This is a genomic window from Agrobacterium sp. DSM 25558, assembly GCF_900100825.1.
In the GTDB taxonomy this organism is placed as follows: domain Bacteria; phylum Pseudomonadota; class Alphaproteobacteria; order Rhizobiales; family Rhizobiaceae; genus Agrobacterium.
Genome location: NZ_FMUD01000018.1, coordinates 1 through 17,745, shown reverse-complemented (window position 1 = coordinate 17,745; position 17,745 = coordinate 1). Strand labels below are relative to the sequence as shown.

The 17,745-nt window shown below is 54.3% G+C and carries 12 protein-coding genes and 1 pseudogene; 7 read left to right on the top strand and 6 right to left on the bottom strand.

Annotated elements, in window-relative coordinates; all coding sequences use genetic code 11:
- Nucleotides 1–122 precede the first annotated feature (122 nt).
- Both DSM25558_RS15950 and DSM25558_RS15945 read left to right on the top strand, forming a co-directional pair.
- Nucleotides 123–3,050: an HsdM family class I SAM-dependent methyltransferase gene (locus DSM25558_RS15950; RefSeq protein WP_200800766.1), complete on the top strand. Its 2,928-nt coding sequence runs from the start codon at nucleotides 123–125 to the stop codon at nucleotides 3,048–3,050.
- On the top strand, nucleotides 3,047–3,706 hold the full coding sequence (locus tag DSM25558_RS15945) for a hypothetical protein (RefSeq protein ID WP_077105693.1): 660 nt from the start codon (nucleotides 3,047–3,049) through the stop codon (nucleotides 3,704–3,706). Before DSM25558_RS15950 ends, DSM25558_RS15945 begins: the two co-directional genes overlap by 4 nt.
- Before the next feature lie 39 nt (nucleotides 3,707–3,745).
- Here the strand turns inward: DSM25558_RS15945 and DSM25558_RS29820 are convergent, their stop codons facing one another.
- On the bottom strand, nucleotides 3,746–3,949 hold the full coding sequence (locus DSM25558_RS29820; protein WP_077105692.1) for a helix-turn-helix domain-containing protein: 204 nt from the start codon (nucleotides 3,947–3,949) through the stop codon (nucleotides 3,746–3,748).
- Nucleotides 3,950–3,987: 38 nt separating this feature from the next.
- On the bottom strand, nucleotides 3,988–4,998 hold the full coding sequence (locus DSM25558_RS29025) for a hypothetical protein (protein ID WP_200800773.1): 1,011 nt from the start codon (nucleotides 4,996–4,998) through the stop codon (nucleotides 3,988–3,990).
- Nucleotides 4,999–5,153: 155 nt separating this feature from the next.
- On the opposite strand from DSM25558_RS29025, the gene DSM25558_RS15930 reads away from it, so the two are divergent.
- Nucleotides 5,154–6,710, top strand: a complete 1,557-nt coding sequence (locus DSM25558_RS15930; RefSeq protein ID WP_143240128.1) for a ComEC/Rec2 family competence protein — start codon at nucleotides 5,154–5,156, stop codon at nucleotides 6,708–6,710.
- A 680-nt stretch (nucleotides 6,711–7,390) separates the two neighbouring features.
- Here DSM25558_RS15930 and DSM25558_RS15915 read toward each other — a convergent pair.
- From DSM25558_RS15915 to DSM25558_RS15905, 3 genes are all read right to left on the bottom strand, one after another.
- Entirely contained in the window at nucleotides 7,391–8,251 is an 861-nt protein-coding gene (locus tag DSM25558_RS15915; protein WP_077105688.1) for a hypothetical protein, read from the bottom strand.
- A complete protein-coding gene (locus DSM25558_RS15910; protein ID WP_077105687.1) occupies nucleotides 8,248–10,209 on the bottom strand; it encodes a caspase family protein in 1,962 nt (653 codons plus the stop codon). Before DSM25558_RS15910 ends, DSM25558_RS15915 begins: the two co-directional genes overlap by 4 nt.
- A gap of 400 nt (nucleotides 10,210–10,609) precedes the next feature.
- A complete protein-coding gene (locus tag DSM25558_RS15905) occupies nucleotides 10,610–10,993 on the bottom strand; it encodes a hypothetical protein (protein WP_077105686.1) in 384 nt (127 codons plus the stop codon).
- A gap of 327 nt (nucleotides 10,994–11,320) precedes the next feature.
- Between DSM25558_RS15905 and DSM25558_RS15900 the strand changes: the two genes are divergently transcribed.
- From DSM25558_RS15900 to DSM25558_RS15890, 3 genes are all read left to right on the top strand, one after another.
- The gene (locus DSM25558_RS15900; RefSeq protein WP_244554225.1) at nucleotides 11,321–12,208 is read left to right on the top strand and encodes a hypothetical protein; all 888 of its coding nucleotides are present in this window, start codon (nucleotides 11,321–11,323) and stop codon (nucleotides 12,206–12,208) included.
- A 190-nt stretch (nucleotides 12,209–12,398) separates the two neighbouring features.
- A complete protein-coding gene (locus DSM25558_RS15895; protein WP_077105685.1) occupies nucleotides 12,399–14,144 on the top strand; it encodes a DUF262 domain-containing protein in 1,746 nt (581 codons plus the stop codon).
- Between the two features lie 32 nt (nucleotides 14,145–14,176).
- On the top strand, nucleotides 14,177–14,959 hold the full coding sequence (locus tag DSM25558_RS15890; protein ID WP_077105684.1) for an AbiJ-NTD4 domain-containing protein: 783 nt from the start codon (nucleotides 14,177–14,179) through the stop codon (nucleotides 14,957–14,959).
- 1,402 nt (nucleotides 14,960–16,361) lie between these two features.
- Here the strand turns inward: DSM25558_RS15890 and DSM25558_RS15885 are convergent.
- Nucleotides 16,362–17,444, bottom strand: coding sequence for an RHE_PE00001 family protein (locus DSM25558_RS15885; RefSeq protein WP_077105683.1), 1,083 nt, complete (start codon nucleotides 17,442–17,444; stop codon nucleotides 16,362–16,364).
- A gap of 90 nt (nucleotides 17,445–17,534) precedes the next feature.
- On the opposite strand from DSM25558_RS15885, the pseudogene DSM25558_RS15880 reads away from it, so the two are divergent.
- Nucleotides 17,535–17,745 (top strand): annotated as a pseudogene (locus tag DSM25558_RS15880) (IS630 family transposase); the annotation flags it as partial.

Here is a 17,745-nt window from a genome sequence, read left to right as displayed (position 1 = left end):
CGGTTTACGCAGCTTTGGTGCGCAACAAAATCGGGAGAATGCTGGGAAGATTGCCAGATGGCCGAGACGCGCGGGTCGGCATCCTAACGCCTGATGCTGCGTCAACTGAGACCGAGCCACCGTTGGCAGTCGTCGTTGAGTTCGCATCCGGTGTAAGCGACGACACTTTGCAGGAACTGCAGCGGTTGGCTTGGAATTTCTCGCATAGCCCGACGCTCATAACGCTTGAGCCGCATTTGCTACGCGTATGGACCGCCTGTGAAGCGCCAACGCCCGGACGCCAAGTCGGTGATGCTTTAGTCCACACTCTCACATCAGAGGCATTTTATTCGGCGTCTCCCCTCGATGTCGCTGCCACTCGAGCTTTGCACTGGATCAGTCTCGTTTCCGGTGATTTTTTCGCGTCGCATGCTGCTCGATTCGATCGCGATGGCCGGGCAGACCAGATGCTGCTAGGCAATCTGCGTTTCATGCGCGATCGGCTATATGCTGAGGGACTTGTTGATGACGACGTCTGCCATGACTTGCTGGCGCGAGTAATTTTTATCCAGTTCCTATTCGATCGCAAAGATACCGACGGGGCGGCGGCCCTTGACGCTGGCAAGCTCACCCGTCTTTATAATGACGGGACGCTGAAACATATTTACCGCAATTTCTCGGAATTGTTGACGCACTACGACGACACCTATCGGCTTTTTGAGTGGCTAAACATCCGCTTCAATGGCGATCTATTTCCAGGCAAAGGAGACACATCGGAGGCACGAGCGGTCGGCTGGGCTACTGAACAGCGCCGCGTTACGCCGGAACACCTCAGCGTGCTTTCCGATTTTATAGGCGGCCGCATCGATATGCCCTCGGGGCAAGGTGCGTTGTGGCCGCAATATGCCTTCGATGTAATTCCGCTAGAGTTCATTAGCAGCATCTATGAGACGTTCGTCACAGAGCGCGCCGCCAGGGATGCCATCTTCTATACGCCACCGCATCTGGTCGATTTCATACTTGATAAGGTCTTGCCTTGGCAGGGCACGGTCTGGGATCTAAAAGTTCTTGATCCGGCTTGCGGATCGGGCATCTTCCTCGTCAAAGCGTTTCAACGGCTTGTGCACCGCTGGAAACAGGCTAATCCTGGCCGACAGGTGAAAGCCGATACCCTGCGGCGGCTGCTGGAGCAAAACATATTCGGAGTCGATAAGGATCCGCACGCGGTTAGGGTTGCCTGCTTCAGTCTGTATCTAGCAATGTGTGATGAGATCGAGCCACGGCACTACTGGACACAAGTAGTGTTCCCCACCATGCGCGACCGTCGCCTCATCTGTTCTGATTTCTTTGCCAAGGAAGGTAGCGGCTTTACCGTCGGAAGCGCGAGCTACGATCTCATTCTCGGCAACGCTCCCTGGGGTGATGGGCTGGCAACGGCAGACGCTAAAGAATGGGCGAAGACAACTGAACCTCAATGGACCATCGCCAACAACGACATCGGCGGCTTATTCTTGGCCAAGGGATCAATGCTGTTGCGTACCGGCGGCCGGTTGGCAATGATTCAGTCTGCCAATTCGCTTCTGTTCAACAACAGTCCCCCGGCAGAACGATTTCGGCGCGAAATATTCTCGCGCAGGCGCATCACCGATGTCTATAATCTCTCGGCGCTGCGCTTCAAAGTATTCAAACGCAAGTCGCACACACCAAAGCGATCCACTTCCCCAGCCTGTGCAATTGTCATTGAACTTGGTGAGCCCTCGCTTGATGATCGTATCGCGTATATCAGCCCCAAATCTACGCAACCGCTGATCGACGAATTCGCTGTCATCATTGAGCCCCAAGACCGGCGTGCTTTTACGGTCCGTGAGGCGCTTTCCGATCCCCTAGTGTGGACTGCATTGATGTGGGGGGGGCCGCGAGACCGCGCCCTTTTGCGCCGGCTGCAGGAGTTTCCGACACTGAGATCACTAGAAGTCCAAGGCGTTCGAAGCAGCCGTGGCATCCAGTATGGCGATAGGAAAAAAGAGGTGCTGAGTTTGGCAGAGCATCGCCTTTTTGACGAGAGGAATTTCTCGGAAGGCAGTTTGCTCGAATTCGATGCTGACGGTCTACCGCGCGCTGGACCGTTGCAGCTGGATGCCCGGATGTCTACAGATTTTGCCGCTTTTGCATTTCCGCAACTGATAATCAAGAGAAGTTGGCGGGCCCATTCTTCGAGATTTGAAGCAAGGCTGGCCAAATCCTCCCGTCAGAACGCAGTCGTTTGCAATCAAAGCTACGTCTCTGCTCATGCACCTTTAGATGTCCTGGAGACGGCTTGCCTTACCTTCAACAGCATGCTCGCAACCTATTTTCTGCAACTGACAAGCGGTCGCACTGCCGCCTATCGTCCTGAGGCGCTAATTAGTGAAATTCGCGACATGCCACTGCCCCGACCGGGAAGCATCGCAGTCGAAGGCACCAACGATCTGGCCGATGTGGATGATCGCGTATTTAAGGCATTTGCTCTGAAAGATGCCGAACGTGTATTGGTGGAAGACATGTTCAACTACGTTGTTCCGGGCTTTCGCGGTGACGCTTCATCGCCCGGGCTCGCGCGCACCAAATCGACAGAAAGCCCAGGACCAGGCTTGACCTCGCTTGCAGATTATTGCCGCTATTTCGTGCGCGTTCTGAAGGCAGGCTTCGGCGATGATCGAGGTGTAGAAGCAACAATTTTTGATACAGACCCAGGCGGCCCGTCCCTTCCATATCGCTTGGTCGCATTCAGCCTCGTTGAGACACAAACGGATCCGCAATCGGTAAATCTTCATTGGGCGACAAGCCCTGAGTTGATACGGCAGATGGAAGCGCTTGATTTTATCTCTGACAAAAAGCGACGGGGCCTTTATGCGCGGCAAGTTGCGCGTGTTTATGATGGGAGCAGCGGGACGCCAAAAGTTTTTATTTTGAAGCCTGACATGGCAAGATTCTGGACGCGAAGCATGGCGCTTGAAGACGGCGACGCGGTTGCACTTGATCTTTTCCGATGGCAACAGAACGAAGCGAGCAAAGGCCTCTCACAACAATGATGACGGGTGGTGAAATTTCTTCAGTGGACCCTGTGTTTATCGCTCAGGCCTGCAACTGGATGCGCAATCCAGCTGTCGTTCTTCTAAAACCGGTGTTTGCGGGGCATGAACGAATGTTAGCAGAAAATCCTTTTGTCGATGGACGAGATCCAGAACGCAGCATCAGTCAATTACTGGAGCCACGCATTCGCGATGTGATGTCCGGTGATGAACCCTTCTACGTCCAACACGGTCCATATGAGCGCGAGACAATGGCAGCGCCGCCAGCGCAGCCGCCCCAATATGATCTGGCTTTCGTTCTACGGGCAGACGAGCGCGTAATGTGGCCGCTGGAAGCAAAGGTCCTCGAAACCCCTAACCAGATGGCAGCCTACGAACGCGACATTCGCGAAGAGTTTTTAACTTGCCGTTATGCGCCGTTTTCGAGCTCTGGCGCGATGGTAGGTTTCCTGCTCTCGGGATCAACAGACGACGCCCGCATAGCGATTCAGAGAAAACTTGGAACAAAACTTTGTTCTGTTAAGGAGTTGGCATCTAAACCGGCTTGGGTGTCGTACCACAGTCGGATCGTTCCTCCGGGTAAAACTTATCCTCCTTCCTTTGATTGCTACCACCTTGTCTTGGCATACCCCGATGTTCAGCGTACCAAAAATTGACTGACAAGACTTCCCACGTCCGAAACCTTCCTCTGCCGGTCATTCCCGGAGCGGCAGCTGAGCTGCCAGATGCCGCGCGCTTTGCGCGGTGACCCCGAGTTTACGCGCGATCAGGTTGGCGGAAACGACGTGCCGCGCTACGACCAGGTCGACCAGCCGCGACAGCTTTGAATTCACACCTCTGGCAGATGTTTGTCGCTCCAGCTGCTGCCGGGCAAGGAGGATGCGGCGATGCTCCTTCATAGGGGTCGGAACAAGGTTTGTTCCCACAAGGCTCGATCTCAAAGGCGCTCTAGAAGCTTAGCCTCGATTTCCTTGGCCAAAGATGCCAGCTCCTCATCCGATATCTGCCATTTTGGCGCTTCAGAAAAGTTATCGAACAAGGCTTCTGCATCGAGCCAATATTGTTCTGTGGTCATCTCGGCGAACGGCATGAGTCGCTCGAATGTCGAAAAGAGGCCAGAAGGAGAGAGGTGCGCCTCATCATAAAAGAACGTCTTTGCAAAATACGCCAGACCTGTGTCCTGTGTAGCAATCCAGAAGTCTGCCTCCTGCTTCTGCCCATAATGCATAGATTGCGCCGCACGTAAGAGATAAGTGTCCAGCATCTGGTTGAGGGCAGCTTTCAGAAGGGTCCTTTTGGAGCCGGCCGGCTTAGAGAAATTCGTTCGAATTTCGCCGCAGAAGGCCTTCCAATCTTCGTTGCGGGCACGCATCCGGTCATAGAATAGAAACTGCGCGATGCGCGCCTCTAGGGGTTGGAATTGCCCGAGGTACCGCAGCACATCCGACAGGTACCCTTCAAGCTGGCGGAGTGGTGCCGCGTCGGTCTTGCGCCATGAGATCAGCAGCAATTGGCTGATGTAAGATGGTAAATGCACGGCCTGAGCCGTTTTTGGAAGATCCCAGAAGTTTTTCATCGGGGAGCCGCTCGGATCCCAAGTGGCGTCGGGGGTATCTTGGTATTCCGGAGCGAATGTCGTCAGATATTCGCTGAATGCGCGCCAATCGTTCTCCACGAAGCGCTCTTCCATTTCTCGAAAGGCCAAGCCGGGATTTAGTATGATGCCGGGGTTGGCCAAGACTTCCGCAAGATCAAAAAGTCCGAGATCCTTCAATTTCACCGGATCGCTCCCGGCTTGGTTAAACCGAGCTGCAACGTTCAAATCGAGACAAAGATTGATACGTTTGCCTCTGAAAGCAGCAGCCCTTGCGCTAGTTGCGATATCAGTCTCGTCTTGGAGCCGACGAACGGGCTTGAAATAACAGGTTGCCACTGCTTGTCCGATCATTTGATTTTCATATACTTATTGTGCGGTTCCGCGGTTCAAACACGCGCGCATAAACGATAGCAATCTAATCGAGCAATTTCTTTAAGGATAAGCAAATATAAAGGAGTATCTGTAGAGAGGTTCGAATTTTGGTGAGACTCCCTTGGCCCTACCCTATGCATGGCGTGCGTCTGCCCCAACCATGGAAAAATAGTGATGGGCGTTATGTAAATCTGGTGCTTCACGATCGTCGCCAGATGCCCGTTGGACAAGGAGGGTTTCATGTTGGCTCCCTCCGACACGTCAAGGGTGGTGAGTATCGGCACCCACCGTTCGATGATAGCGCCAGATTCAAAGGCGCGGAGTTCCTATACGTTTACGATTGTGGGTCATCGCCCAAAACAGAAGTTGAGCGGGAAATAAAGGATCTCATTTCGCATCGTTCCGAACGTCACCTGAACATCCTTTTTCTATCGCACTTCGATCTCGATCACATATGCGGCACGCCGATGTTGCTCGGCGCGAGACGAAAACGATTACCCGGTTTTACGGTTGACACGATTGTTCTCCCCTATGTTGACCACGTGGAGCGGCTTATCTCATTTGCAAGAGCAACTTCGATAAGTCTCGAGCGAGGGCGCAGCGTTCCCGACTTTTTCCGTAGAATGATCATCAACCCCGTTGCAGCTCTCAGCGAATTCGACCCGCGACAGATTATCTTTGTCGAAGGCGATGAGCCCCCTTCGGATGGCGACGCCGGAACGATGCCGGATCCAGATCTCGGTCCTTGGTCGGGATCTGGGCCAGAAACGCGGTTGGAAATCGGATTCGGTTTCAGGATCGAGGCCTCTTATACTGTTTCCGACTCCGATCCAGCACGATCCGCCTTACGACCGGAGGTCCGCATTCGGCGACTCGGGGGTGGCCAAGGATCTGCTGCTGTGTCCAGTCTGCTTGCGCGAGATTTCGCTTTCCGCGTGCATGATTGGGGAGGAGTGCTTGGCTGGCGGCTGACGCCACACGTCCGCTCAGCTCCGAAGGCGGCGATAGAAGCCTTTGAACGGGCCGCCGAAGTCGAACTGAAGTGGGCAGCGGGTTCGTTTCGATCGAAGATCGCTGTATCGTCGGTTCGCCTTGAGACGGTCACCAAGCACAGGATGAAACTCGCTCGCGCTTATGGGGCCATCTTCGGAAAAAGCAACAAGAACCTTACCTCGATGTCGCTCTACTCTGGTCCGGCAAATCCGGAAGAGGCCGACGGTTGGACGATAACGCCAGTCCTTTTGCCACATCTGGAAACGAAGATCGGTTGGATGGGGACGGGCGATACTCCGCTCAAGGATGTCCATGACATCTCCACTTTTGAAAGGTTCTACTCAAACGATATGAAACGGATCACGACTTTTATGTTCCCCCATCATGGCTCCATCGAAAACAGTGAGCCGGGCCAGCTGGTATCTCAAGCCGATACTTTTGTGGCGGCAGCCGATCCTTCTCACGATTGGGAGCATCCGAGCAAGCAGCTTTGCAAAGCAGCGAGCCTCACGGGAGCTGCGGTCGAGGTCGTTATGAAGCAGCGAAAGACGGCTTTCGATGAGAGCGTATTGGTTACCTGGGGTGACGACCGCGACGAGCTTGAAAAGCTGTTCAGCGCCGGGCCCGGCCCAAACAGCGAAGGAGCCAAGACATTTGCAGGCATTGAAGGAATCGAAAATGCGGCCTTGGTCAGGTGATGCCAACGAACTGAATATATGTGATGCCGTCCTCTGTCATCTCATAGGAATATTGTCATGACACGAGAGGGATACGAGCACGATCTATGTGCGAGAAATGGGACCGCGTCTTTCGTGAGCGTCAATCAAGATGCCGGATTTGATGGATGGGAGCCGAAGGTTGGCGGTTGTCACGACAACGTCGATTATTGGGTGAAACACCACGCTGGGCATGCCGCGGTTCGAGGGTGGATAGCATATATGAGTGGTGGGCCCGACCACGTCGTTTACACGGCCCGATCGGTGGTGCGTGGCGCTGTGACTACGAAAGGTGAAAAAGCGACACGAACAAGCACCAGCGAACCCATTCCGGGAATATGAAGGACTTCAAGACTTGGGCTGATGTATCCTGCTCGCGCAACAAATCCTTCGTCAAAGATTCAATCGAATCTCCTCTCATTCTCCCTTTTTGCGACCTGTGGCACTATCAGTTTATTCCTGAAGCGAATCTTTCCATGCTTGCATGCAATGGTACTTTTGATAGCCGAGAGACCCTGCTGGACCTCCGGCGTGCCCCCAGTTTGTCAATCGGCCTGGAATGTTGACCCCCCGTGGGGGTGTCCAATTTTGGAGCACCAAATTGTGTTATAATCCTACATCGAGTTGCGCCGTCACATCAGTCTGTCGAAATGCTTGATGGACTAGAGAATACTCTTGAGCGCCGCCACGACTTTCGAATGAGGTAGGTAGCCGCTAATCCCGTGGGCATTGCTGGTAGTATTGTCGACTGTACCGTCGTCGATGATGTCGGTATCGAGCTCGGATTTCAGCTCCTTTCCGAGCGAAACGAAGTCGGCCGGGTCGTAGAAATTCTCCCATCTCGAAACAATTGCGGGTTTCTCGAACGAAGGGCCGAGCTTTGATTGGACGGATTCCAGTCCCAGCGGCGATCCCATGGTGATGAAGAGAGGAACCCTGGTCCCGGTTGCCGCCATCTCGCGTAAAAGCTTGAAGGCGATAACCGTCCCAAGCGAATGCGAGATAATAACGACCTCTTTCCCCGTGAGGTGCGGTTTAACCAGCGCATCGACCGCTGGGCCAGCACCTGGGGCGGCCAAATATGTGTGAGCCTGTTTGATGACCTTCAAAACGACGGCACCCTTGGCGGGAGAGATTTTCTCAAGTGCGCGAACGAGCCCCACCAGGCGACGTCCAAGCCAAGTGCCCATAGGAACGGCCTCATGATCGGCCGCTTCATCAGCCGCAGCGGCGATAGCCTGTTCTGAAATCTTATTCTTCCTCGCGGCTTCTTCCAGCGCGGCGACAAGAAAGTCGAGTTCAGCGTTGTTACCGGGATCAAAGTGGATGTCATGCGGGCCCATCTTGATCGCAGCGCTGCCCTTCGTCCAGTCGGAAAGCGTTGTGCCATAGTACGCCATCGACAAGTCGTGCTTGTCGAATAATCCCGGAGCCTTGCCGTGGACTAAGTCTTTCCACTTTTTCAACAGCTGGACTTGCGTTGAATCCTGCTGATTGATGCCATGAATCATCACTACCTTCATCGGTTATCCTCCATGCCAAACCGTTCAATGAGAATGCGAGCCCCTTCTTCGCGGAAAGCCGTAAACTGGGAAGGGAGCAGATACTGTGTAAGATCCTTTAATGTCTCCGCTGCGACTTTTTCTGTGTCTTCTGGCTCATTGATGTAGTCCCAGCCTTGCCTCAACCATGGCCAGAGCCCACCGACCTTGCCGCGCGCTTCGGGAGTTGCTTGGGCTACCCATTCCGGCAGTCTCGAGTTCCTTGCTGCTACCGGGAGCGCAGGGACGGGCGGAACAATGGCTCCCCAGCCGCGGTCATTTTTCCTCAGAGGCATGAGCCCCATGAATGCAATATCGAACGGGATCGATTGAGAATGGGCGCAATAAAAAAACGCCATTCTACGGATGCTACTGACATCTCCGCTGTAGTCGTAAAGATATGCGGCGATTGCCCCCAAAGTGGGATTAACATGTTTCGTCGATCTCATGCGGGCAGCCAGGACATCAACCATCTCCGGCGACATGTCGCCGAGTTGAAGATCCGCGATGGCGCGCGAGGATACATCCAACTGCTTGTGCCATTCCGGCTCATTCCAAGGATCGACGCATGCCCAGCCAATCGAGCCACTGTTGCTCCGACTTACTATGGTTGTAAGGCGCCCATAAACAACTGCGGACCCGAATTGGCCGTCCATAAACTCTATCAGAATTTGGGATGAGTGATCCGCTGGCGCAGGCACCGTGAAGCGGTCCGAGTTGTTATGCGGCGGCACTCTCATCGCAGATCGTTCGGACCAGACCGCTTTGACCGCTCCTCCGGTGACCAGCAAGTTGCCATCGTTGAACCCCTCCTCGGGAACCCTGAAGCCCTTCCGTATTTTGACGCGAGCCCGCTTTTTCCAGTTATCTACGACGAGGTGCTCCACCCGATTTTGCGCACGAGCAACGTTCCACTCGGCGCCGGACCAGTCCGACGTACCTCTATCTATTTTCTCGACTGCAATCCGGGCCGCCGCAAGGTCATCAATGGCATCCTGCGCTTCTCGCGGAAACGTCGTAATCGGGACGTCGGTATCGATTTCGGGGTTGGACTGTCCGAAATCATCACCGAGCACGGATTTGAGCTGCTTTGCATTTTTCAGATCGATCGTTGGAATCGCGATTTTACCGACGGGCTGCAGCTCAAACGAAGGGACAGGCCAATCCGGCGCATTAGGTCGCCCAACCAAGGGAAGAGCCTTGTCGTAATAGATTATATGGTCTCGCGGTGTACCAGCGTGATTCTCTGGGGAGCAGGCCAACCGGTAGCGATCACCGATTTCCTTCATGCGCGCCTTCAGGAACAGATCTAGGGACTCCGGCGTGACACGGTTAGGGATGTACTTGTCGAATGCATCATCGCGGTGGCCCCACAGACCTTCGATCAACGCTGTCGAGAAGATGCATCGGGGGTCGGCTTCTTTGCCGGAGACCATGTAGGCAGGCAGGCCATCGGCGACCGCATTGAACCGATCAATGACCGGAGCTTTCCCTTCGAAAGGCCCACGACCCAAGACAGCATCGGCAACGATTTGGGTGATGTCCAGCTTGTCCGGGAGCGAGCGGCAAGCGTCGCTGAAGATAGTCAGGTTGTCGATACGATAGTGATATAGCCGTTGGCGGAGTCCTTCGACGGACACAGCTCTCATCTCCTGATGCCAGTCGCTTGGGAGCCATATGTTGTTAGCTGCGCCGTCCCGGAAACCGTGACCAGCGAAATGCAGGACAAGAGATTCAATGATCTTGTTTTTAGGGAGTATGCCTTCCAGCACCTCCCGCAGGAGCGGGATCGTGACCGGCTTGTGTTCATCGGTGATAACTGTCGTCGAATAGCCGGATTTTTCTGCCCAATCCCCGACTTCTTTCGCAGCCTTTACCGCTCCTGATAAATAAGAAAGCGGACTGGAATCCGCCACGCCGATCGTCACGCATAGCTTCATTGTAGATTACCCCAAGACCATCCCCTAGATGAACAGTACTACGACATGATGGTTGTTGCACCGTTTTTAGTTGAACTATGAAAAATTATTCACTTGCTGCTGTGCAGTATAGCGCCATACGGAACAGCCATCCAAACATGATAGCAAGGTGAATTCTCTAAAGTCTGAAACTTACTTCAATTATGATAGGGAAATCAGAATGGATAGATTTCCTATGTCAATACAAAGCTCCAATGCATAACATGATCCAATACATTTTTACGTAGTAATCACAGGAGATATTACCGTTATTGCCGATGATTTTACATCGTGAGGGCTCTGGTGGTGCGGCGATACAATGCGGCCGTGAACTATCAAACTTCTCACCGTCCTCAATCGTTGAAAGCTATCAACGCATTGGTCAGACAAAGGCATTAACGCACATGGGAACTATGGCTTTTACGTCATCGGCCGCGATCGGTTTGGAAACAATGGCACAAACGCTTATCGAAAAGCTCATGTCGCAAAGCCTATCGCCACGCCTTATGAAGCCATAATTCACCGCTTCAATTAAGCGAAAAACTGTTTGCGCACTTGAGAATGCGACCGTCAAGCTGGAGAAAACCAGCGGCGCAATGCGATCTTGTATGTCATCCAGCTCTGCCATTGCTTCCTCGAAGCCGCCATTGGTCCAGATTTCGTTTCCATCTTTGCGCGAATGCGTAGCGGTCGTCCCATATTCTTCGGTTGGCCCAATTTTGAAAACCAAATACGGACCGATCGTGCCGTTCCCCTTACCATTCATCCTCTTCTTAGACGAGCTCGTAATCGACAAGAATGTGTCAGGTCGTTCACATTCCCACCGATGGCGAGGGTACCGGGATGGCCTTCGAGGGTATGGTTCAGTGGACCAACAATCGGTAGATCCGTCTTGAAGCCTTCAATGTGATAAATGAGTAAACGGCAAGAACGGCCATGTAGCGCTCACTCTCATCAAGCTTGCTGTAACCCAGGTTTCCCAGACGCGACTGGACAGACGGATCATTTTGCCTTCCTTCCAAATGCTAAATAAAGTTTCCGTCTGCAATTATTACGATTATCAATCTGAAATACCTTCTGTATTGGTAAGCCATTGAAAAGTATTTCGCAGGGGGAAATTGTGGGCGAGGCAAAAGCGAAAAGGCTACTGGGACAACCTTCGACGCAGGCATCAAATGCTCGCCGGACGGCGATGGTCGCGGTGTTCCAGGAATTGGACATCGACATTAGCCAGCCGGGTTTTTATGATCATCCCAATTTTGTTGTACAGGAACAGAAGAACTCACGGTTTGCGGAAAACTATGCCGAGTGGGTATTGCTGCGCGAACGGGATCAGGACTACGACGCGCGTGTGCAGGCCATCGTTCCTCAGGTGGCAAAAATCCTGCAGCGGCGGATAGTGCAGCACAACTGGCACGGCGCTTGTATTGCGATGACCGCCATTCTGACACGTATTTTGGACCGGCTCGGTATTTGGAATATTCCAATGCGCGGTTCCGCATCTGTCTACGCCGAAGGCGCATCACGGCATTTCGCGATCATCGACCAAAACGAAGGGACCGGTTTTGATACGGGTCACATGTGGGTGATCGCACCCCCATACGATATCATCGACGTAACCTTGCATTATCAACGGTGGCAGGGGGACACTTTCCAACGGCATGTTCCGCCAATCATCCTCGGCATGGGGCTCGCAAGTGTTAAGGCGCGTGCGCAGGACGTCATCGCCCCTGAACTTCGGTCGCAAATGCCGCGCGATCCGGACATCCATTACAAAGTTTTCCCGGACCAGAGGCGAGTTTTGGAAACATTTCCGGCAAAGCAATTTATTATCAGCTCGACCGACATACGCTACGTGCCCGGTGGCGTCAGTCTCCCGGATTCGCCACTGGAACGGATCAACGAAGAGGCGAGAGCCGGTGTGCCGGCAATTCAGATCTGGACCGATGATATCCTGCCGACGTTAGGCAAGCCTATTTGATATGAAATCCGACCCGACGTCACACTTCGGAAGCCAGACTGTGCAGACCTGTCAAAGCACAAAAAACTGGGAAGAACCTGCGTTTGTATAGGGGCGCTTGCTATCGGATAGCAGCAGCGTCTGAATGGACTGGCAATTATGCAACTTAGCTATGTCTCGCACCTAATTCTGAGACAGAAGAGGATATCAAATGTACAAGCCTGGCGGCACCATCAAATCCCTGCTCGATAAAATCGCAAACCAGGATTATGTCCTGCCTGCGATCCAGCGCGAGTTCGTATGGTGGCCCGACCAGATCTGCGAATTGTACGATAGTCTCATGCAGGGGTACCCGTTCGGGACATTCCTGTTCTGGAAAATAGAGCAGGAGCGGCGCACCGAGTACAAATTCTATGATTTCGTCCGTCACTATCACCAGCGCGACCGCTTCCACTGCGAGTTTTTGCAGAACCCGCCCAACCGCGAATTGACGGCGGTCCTCGATGGCCAACAACGAATGACCGCTCTGAATGTTGGGCTCCGAGGTTCCTACGCCCGGAAAATGCCGGGCAAGCGCTGGGCTACCGATGCTGCCTTTCCAGTCCGTTATCTTTACCTCAATCTCCTCAGCGAGCTCGATCCGGAGAGCGGATGCCGCTATCATTTCGAGTTTCTGACGGAGCAGCAATCGGTGAAACCGGAGTTGGACGAGGTTTGGTTCAAGTGCGGTCGTATCATGGAGGAGGAATACGATGATCTCATCGACAGCCTCGATGACCTGATCCTGGATAAAGACGCCGTCAAGACGGCGCGCGCGACACTGCGTCTGTTCCACAAGACGATTCACGACAAGGATCTGATCACCTACTATGAGGAGGAAAGCCAGAGCCTCGAGCATGTCCTGAATATCTTCATTCGCATGAACAACGGTGGCACACCGCTTTCCTACTCCGACCTTCTTCTGTCCGTGGCCGTGGCCCAATGGGAAAAGGTTGATGCCCGAGAGGCTACTCACTCTCTCGTCGATGAGATGAACAAAGAAGGCGACGGGTTCAAGTTCACCAAGGATCTAGCCCTCAAGGCTGGCCTCATGCTGTCCGATATCGGCAGTGTCGGCTTCAAGGTTGAAAACTTCAACAAGACCAACATGGCGATCCTGGAAACGAACTGGCCGCGGATCCACGACGCAATGCTGCTTGGTGTGCAACTGCTCGCGTCCTTCGGTTTCAGCAGCCAAAACCTGCGCGCAGAAAGCTCAATCCTTCCGATTGCCTACTATCTCTACGCTCGCAAGCTTGACGGAGCATATCTCCATCGCGCCGAGTTTGCCGCAGACCGCGAAGGCATTCGCCGCTGGTTGATCCGCAGCGTCCTCAAGGCATCTGGGATTTGGGGCAGTGGCCTCGATACGCTACTCACAGCTTTGAGAGAAAAGATCGGTGCAAATGCTGCGAGCGGATTTCCGGTCACAGAACTGGAGGCAACCATGGTCCTTCGCGGGAAGTCACTGTCGTTCACGGACGTGGAAATCGATGAGCTTTGCGACCTGCCTTATGGTGATGGCAGAACGTTTGCATTGCTGTCGCTGATCTTTCCTGGCTTCGACCTGTCTCGCCACTTCCATGTGGATCACATCTATCCTCAGGGCCGATTCACCGCCGCGCAACTGCGCAAGGCTGGTGTTCACCAGAACCTCTGGGACGCACTTCAGGATAAGCATAATCGCCTGCCGAACCTTCAGCTTCTCGAAGGCTCGATCAAGAATCAGAAACGCCAGAAGATGCCGCACGAGTGGTACGCCTGGATAAAGCCGGACGAAGTGGCGCGCCAACAATACCTCGCTGGGCTCGAGATTGCGTCGCTGCCTGAGGATCTCAATGCTTTCCAGGAGTTCTACGATCACCGCCGCAACGCGCTGAAGGCGCGTATCATGGTGGCGCTTGAACAAAACAAGTAACACCGTATCGTGTCCATTTCCAGGGAGAGCCAATGAACAGATTTTTCTCCGACCGGCACGGCTATCGCGATCCCGAAGCCGAGATCACGATTCGGGAAGACGCCCCCGCGCTCCTGCGCTACCAAGTCGCAGTACTCGCTCGCGACTGTGGCCTGAGCGCCAGCACTATCCGAAAGATCGTCTGTAATATCCTCCTGGAAGTGCCGGATTCCAACAATTGGAGCGATCCCAATATCTTTGACGAGGCCGTGTCGCTGCTGCAACATTGCGAATGGTACAAGGTCTATGACGTTGCTGAGGCGCTTTGGCGCTCCCTTGAGTATCGCGAGGAGGAACAGGATCGGTTTGCGGACGATCTCAATCGCCTGTTCCGGGAGAAGGGGATTGGTTGGGAGCTAAAGAGTCCTGACGGTATCGTGTTTCGAGGCGATCAGACCTTTGCTGTCGCAACTCAGGAGGCGGTCGACGCGTTCGCGAAAACCGGACGGCACACGGCGGCCAGCGAGATACGGGAAGCGCTGAAAGATATATCGCGGCGCCCGGAGCCAGATCGCACCGGCGCAGTTCAGCATTCGATGGCGGCGCTCGAATGCGTAGCCCGGGATTTGACGAACTCACCGAACCAGAACCTCGGACAGATCGTCAACGGATTGTCGCTCACACAGCCGCTGGGCGAGGCGATCCATAAGCTGTGGGGTTATGCGTCACAAAATGGGCGGCACGTTCAAGAAGGTCGAGACGCAACTGCGGCGGAAGCAGAGCTTGTTGTCAGCGTCGCCTGCAGTGTCGCGGTCTTTTTGTTACGGAGGAGCTGATTTGGGACCAAAATAGCAAAAGAGGTCCGCCTTCTCCGACGCTGAAGTCAATAAAAGAGAAGGCGTCGATCAGCTAGAACGCCACAAACTTCTTCTCGTTAGGTTGTCGCGGGCGTTCTCAAGAGCTCAAACGATAGCCGTGTGTTTCGTTCGTACATGATTCGTCCGAAGTATAACGTCTGCCCGTGTCGCAGTTCTCGAAAGTCCCAACGCCGCCGAGTAGTTCGCTCGTCGGATCAATGACATTGCGCACGATGATAAAGGTGTTGAAATGAGCAGACAGGCCTGTGAAGGCAATGCGATTGCCATCCAGTATGGCATAGCCGTCGCTGTTATATTCGGTGACAGAAGAGTGAGGCGAACTTGTCGCCTTGAGATTGACGATTGGAAAAAGGGGTTTCCAGAATTTGGATCTTCATCTTCCCGAATTCCAACTCATCGTGAGGGATACTTGTTTTGATCCGATAAGAACCTGCGTTTTTATTCGCGTAGAGCGCGCGACCAAATCCACCCCGTGATCCGCCTCCGCAAGTTTTGCCTGAGCGCCTCTCACATCCATGTCGTTCAAGTCGCCTATACGTGACGAGAAGACCCGCCGAACGAGCTCGCTTCTTAGCGGAACCCTTTTTCGTAGCATTGGAAGCAGACCCGGTCGCTATGCACGCCGCCATGGCGCTTTCCGCATTCCTTACAGATGTAATTACCTTGCTTCTCTTGCATGCTTGCCTCCGAATTTACTTGTTTTAAATACCATTGCGTCGACGCGCTTCAGCAGAGCGTTCAGATGGGGACATTTGCAACGACCGCGCCAGTGCAGCGGCATCACGAGCATTTGAATTCGGTGAAAAATGTCTTTGAGTTTGGGAAGCTGCGTGCTCTCGCTCCCGCGTTTCGGATTGTTCGCGTGAAGTCTTTCGAGATTTTGAGTAGAGAAACCAGCCAATCCCGACAACTGCCAGAAGTATAAGAGTACCCATGATCCCACCCCCTTCAGATGCTTTGAGAGGATAATACATCGACTTGATCGCGTGGCAATATTTTCTTAGCCTAGACCAAAAGAATCTTCGGCAACCTGTCTGATCCGGTGGAATAATTTTTCGAAACCGATCATGCGGAAGGCATGATCTTCGGTCACGGCTCGCTGCTTAATATTGCAAGTTGGTCGTCATTATTTTCGGAACACGGTAGGTAAATTACGAACATGGACGAAAAGTCGCCGCGCTATAATCGTAATGTTGTCCAACCTTCCCGCTGCAAGTACATTGTTTAAAAGGTGCATTACGTCTCCGACATGTCTGAACTAGCTGCAACTCCGTCACGCAGTCGGAGCACAATAGTATTTTCCAGGTTTCCATCACCACCATGAAATGGCAGCTATTATCCCGTAGCGCTTCCACGTCCTCTAAATTACTCCCCACGCCCTAAACCTCCCCCTCCCCGTCATCTCGCGCAGCGGCAGCTGCGCCGCGAGGTGTCGCGCACCTTGCGGCGTGACGCCAAGCTCCTTGGCGATAAGGTTGGCCGATACGACCGGCCGCGCCACGACAAGGTCGACGAGCCGCGACAGGTTAGAGTTGGTGCGTTTGGCGGATGCCTGGCGCTCCAACTGCTGGCGGGCGAGCAAAATCCGGTCATGCTCCTTCATCCCTAATTCCGCCGCCGCCGCAAATGCTTCGAGCAGCGCCAGCAGCCGCGTCATTTGACTTCTGGAATGCCGCTGTTCACGTCGGACGCTGCGCAGCCCGACATTGAGCGCCGGCAGATGGGACGGCGTCGTGCCGTCGCGGCGCAGGAGTGAGGCGACCAGCTGACGGCCGAGCTCGGTGCGGTGCTGAAGCACCTCGATCGCGCTCCAGGCATCGAGCAAAATTGCGCCGCGCAACACCGGTGAGAGGCCGTCGGTTTCGTTAAGCCCCCCACGCCACTGTTCCAATCGTTCGTCCTCGTCCCAGTCGGCGTCATAGACCAGCGGGTCGCGGGCATCGGCCGGTCGGGGGATGGCCGCTCCGTTGAGAACCGCGGTGCTTCGTGCCAGCACAGCATCGATCTCGGCGAAGTCGTCGCCGTACGAGCCATCGTCCAGCGCCAAACCACCGTCATCTGCGCCGACTGGGCGCGTCAAACCGGATCGCGCCGGAACGGGATGGTCACCTGGCACTCCCCTCCCCCGCAAACGCGCAATGCCTGCGGCGCTGAGCGCCCAGTCGGGCGGATGTGCAAAAATTTGCCGGCGGACCCGCAGGATCGAGTGCGCGATGGTCAGTTCGTGGGTCGGCGTGCGGATATCGAGGCGCGCATCGTGCAGGACGATGTCCTCAAGATGGACGAGTTCGCCGTCGACCCAGAGCGACGCGATAGCGTCGGCAAAGTTCTGCCGCTCGAGAAAGCCGTCGCGGATCGGCGAGCGGGCGATGCGCTCATCCAGACGCGCCAAAGCTTCACCGGTGTGGCTTTTACTTTGCCATTTCAAAATGTAAAAAGTCATGAGTTATACCAGTCGTCGGTAAGACTGACTCTCTTGGGGATTCCCAACGACGGACGAATCTGAATCTGTGGAGCAAACAGGAGGTTTGCGATGGGTTCAGCGCTTTCATTGCGGTCGGATTTCGACGGGGTCAGGTTGCGGCGGCTAGCTCGTCAGACGCGTGATGCCGATCAGGCGCGGCGGCTTCTTTCGCTCGCATCGATCTATGACGGCGGTTCACGCGCCGATGCCGCTCGGCTCGGCAGTGTGACAGTTCAGATCGTGCGCGACTGGGTGGTCCGCTTCAATGCTCGCGGTCCCG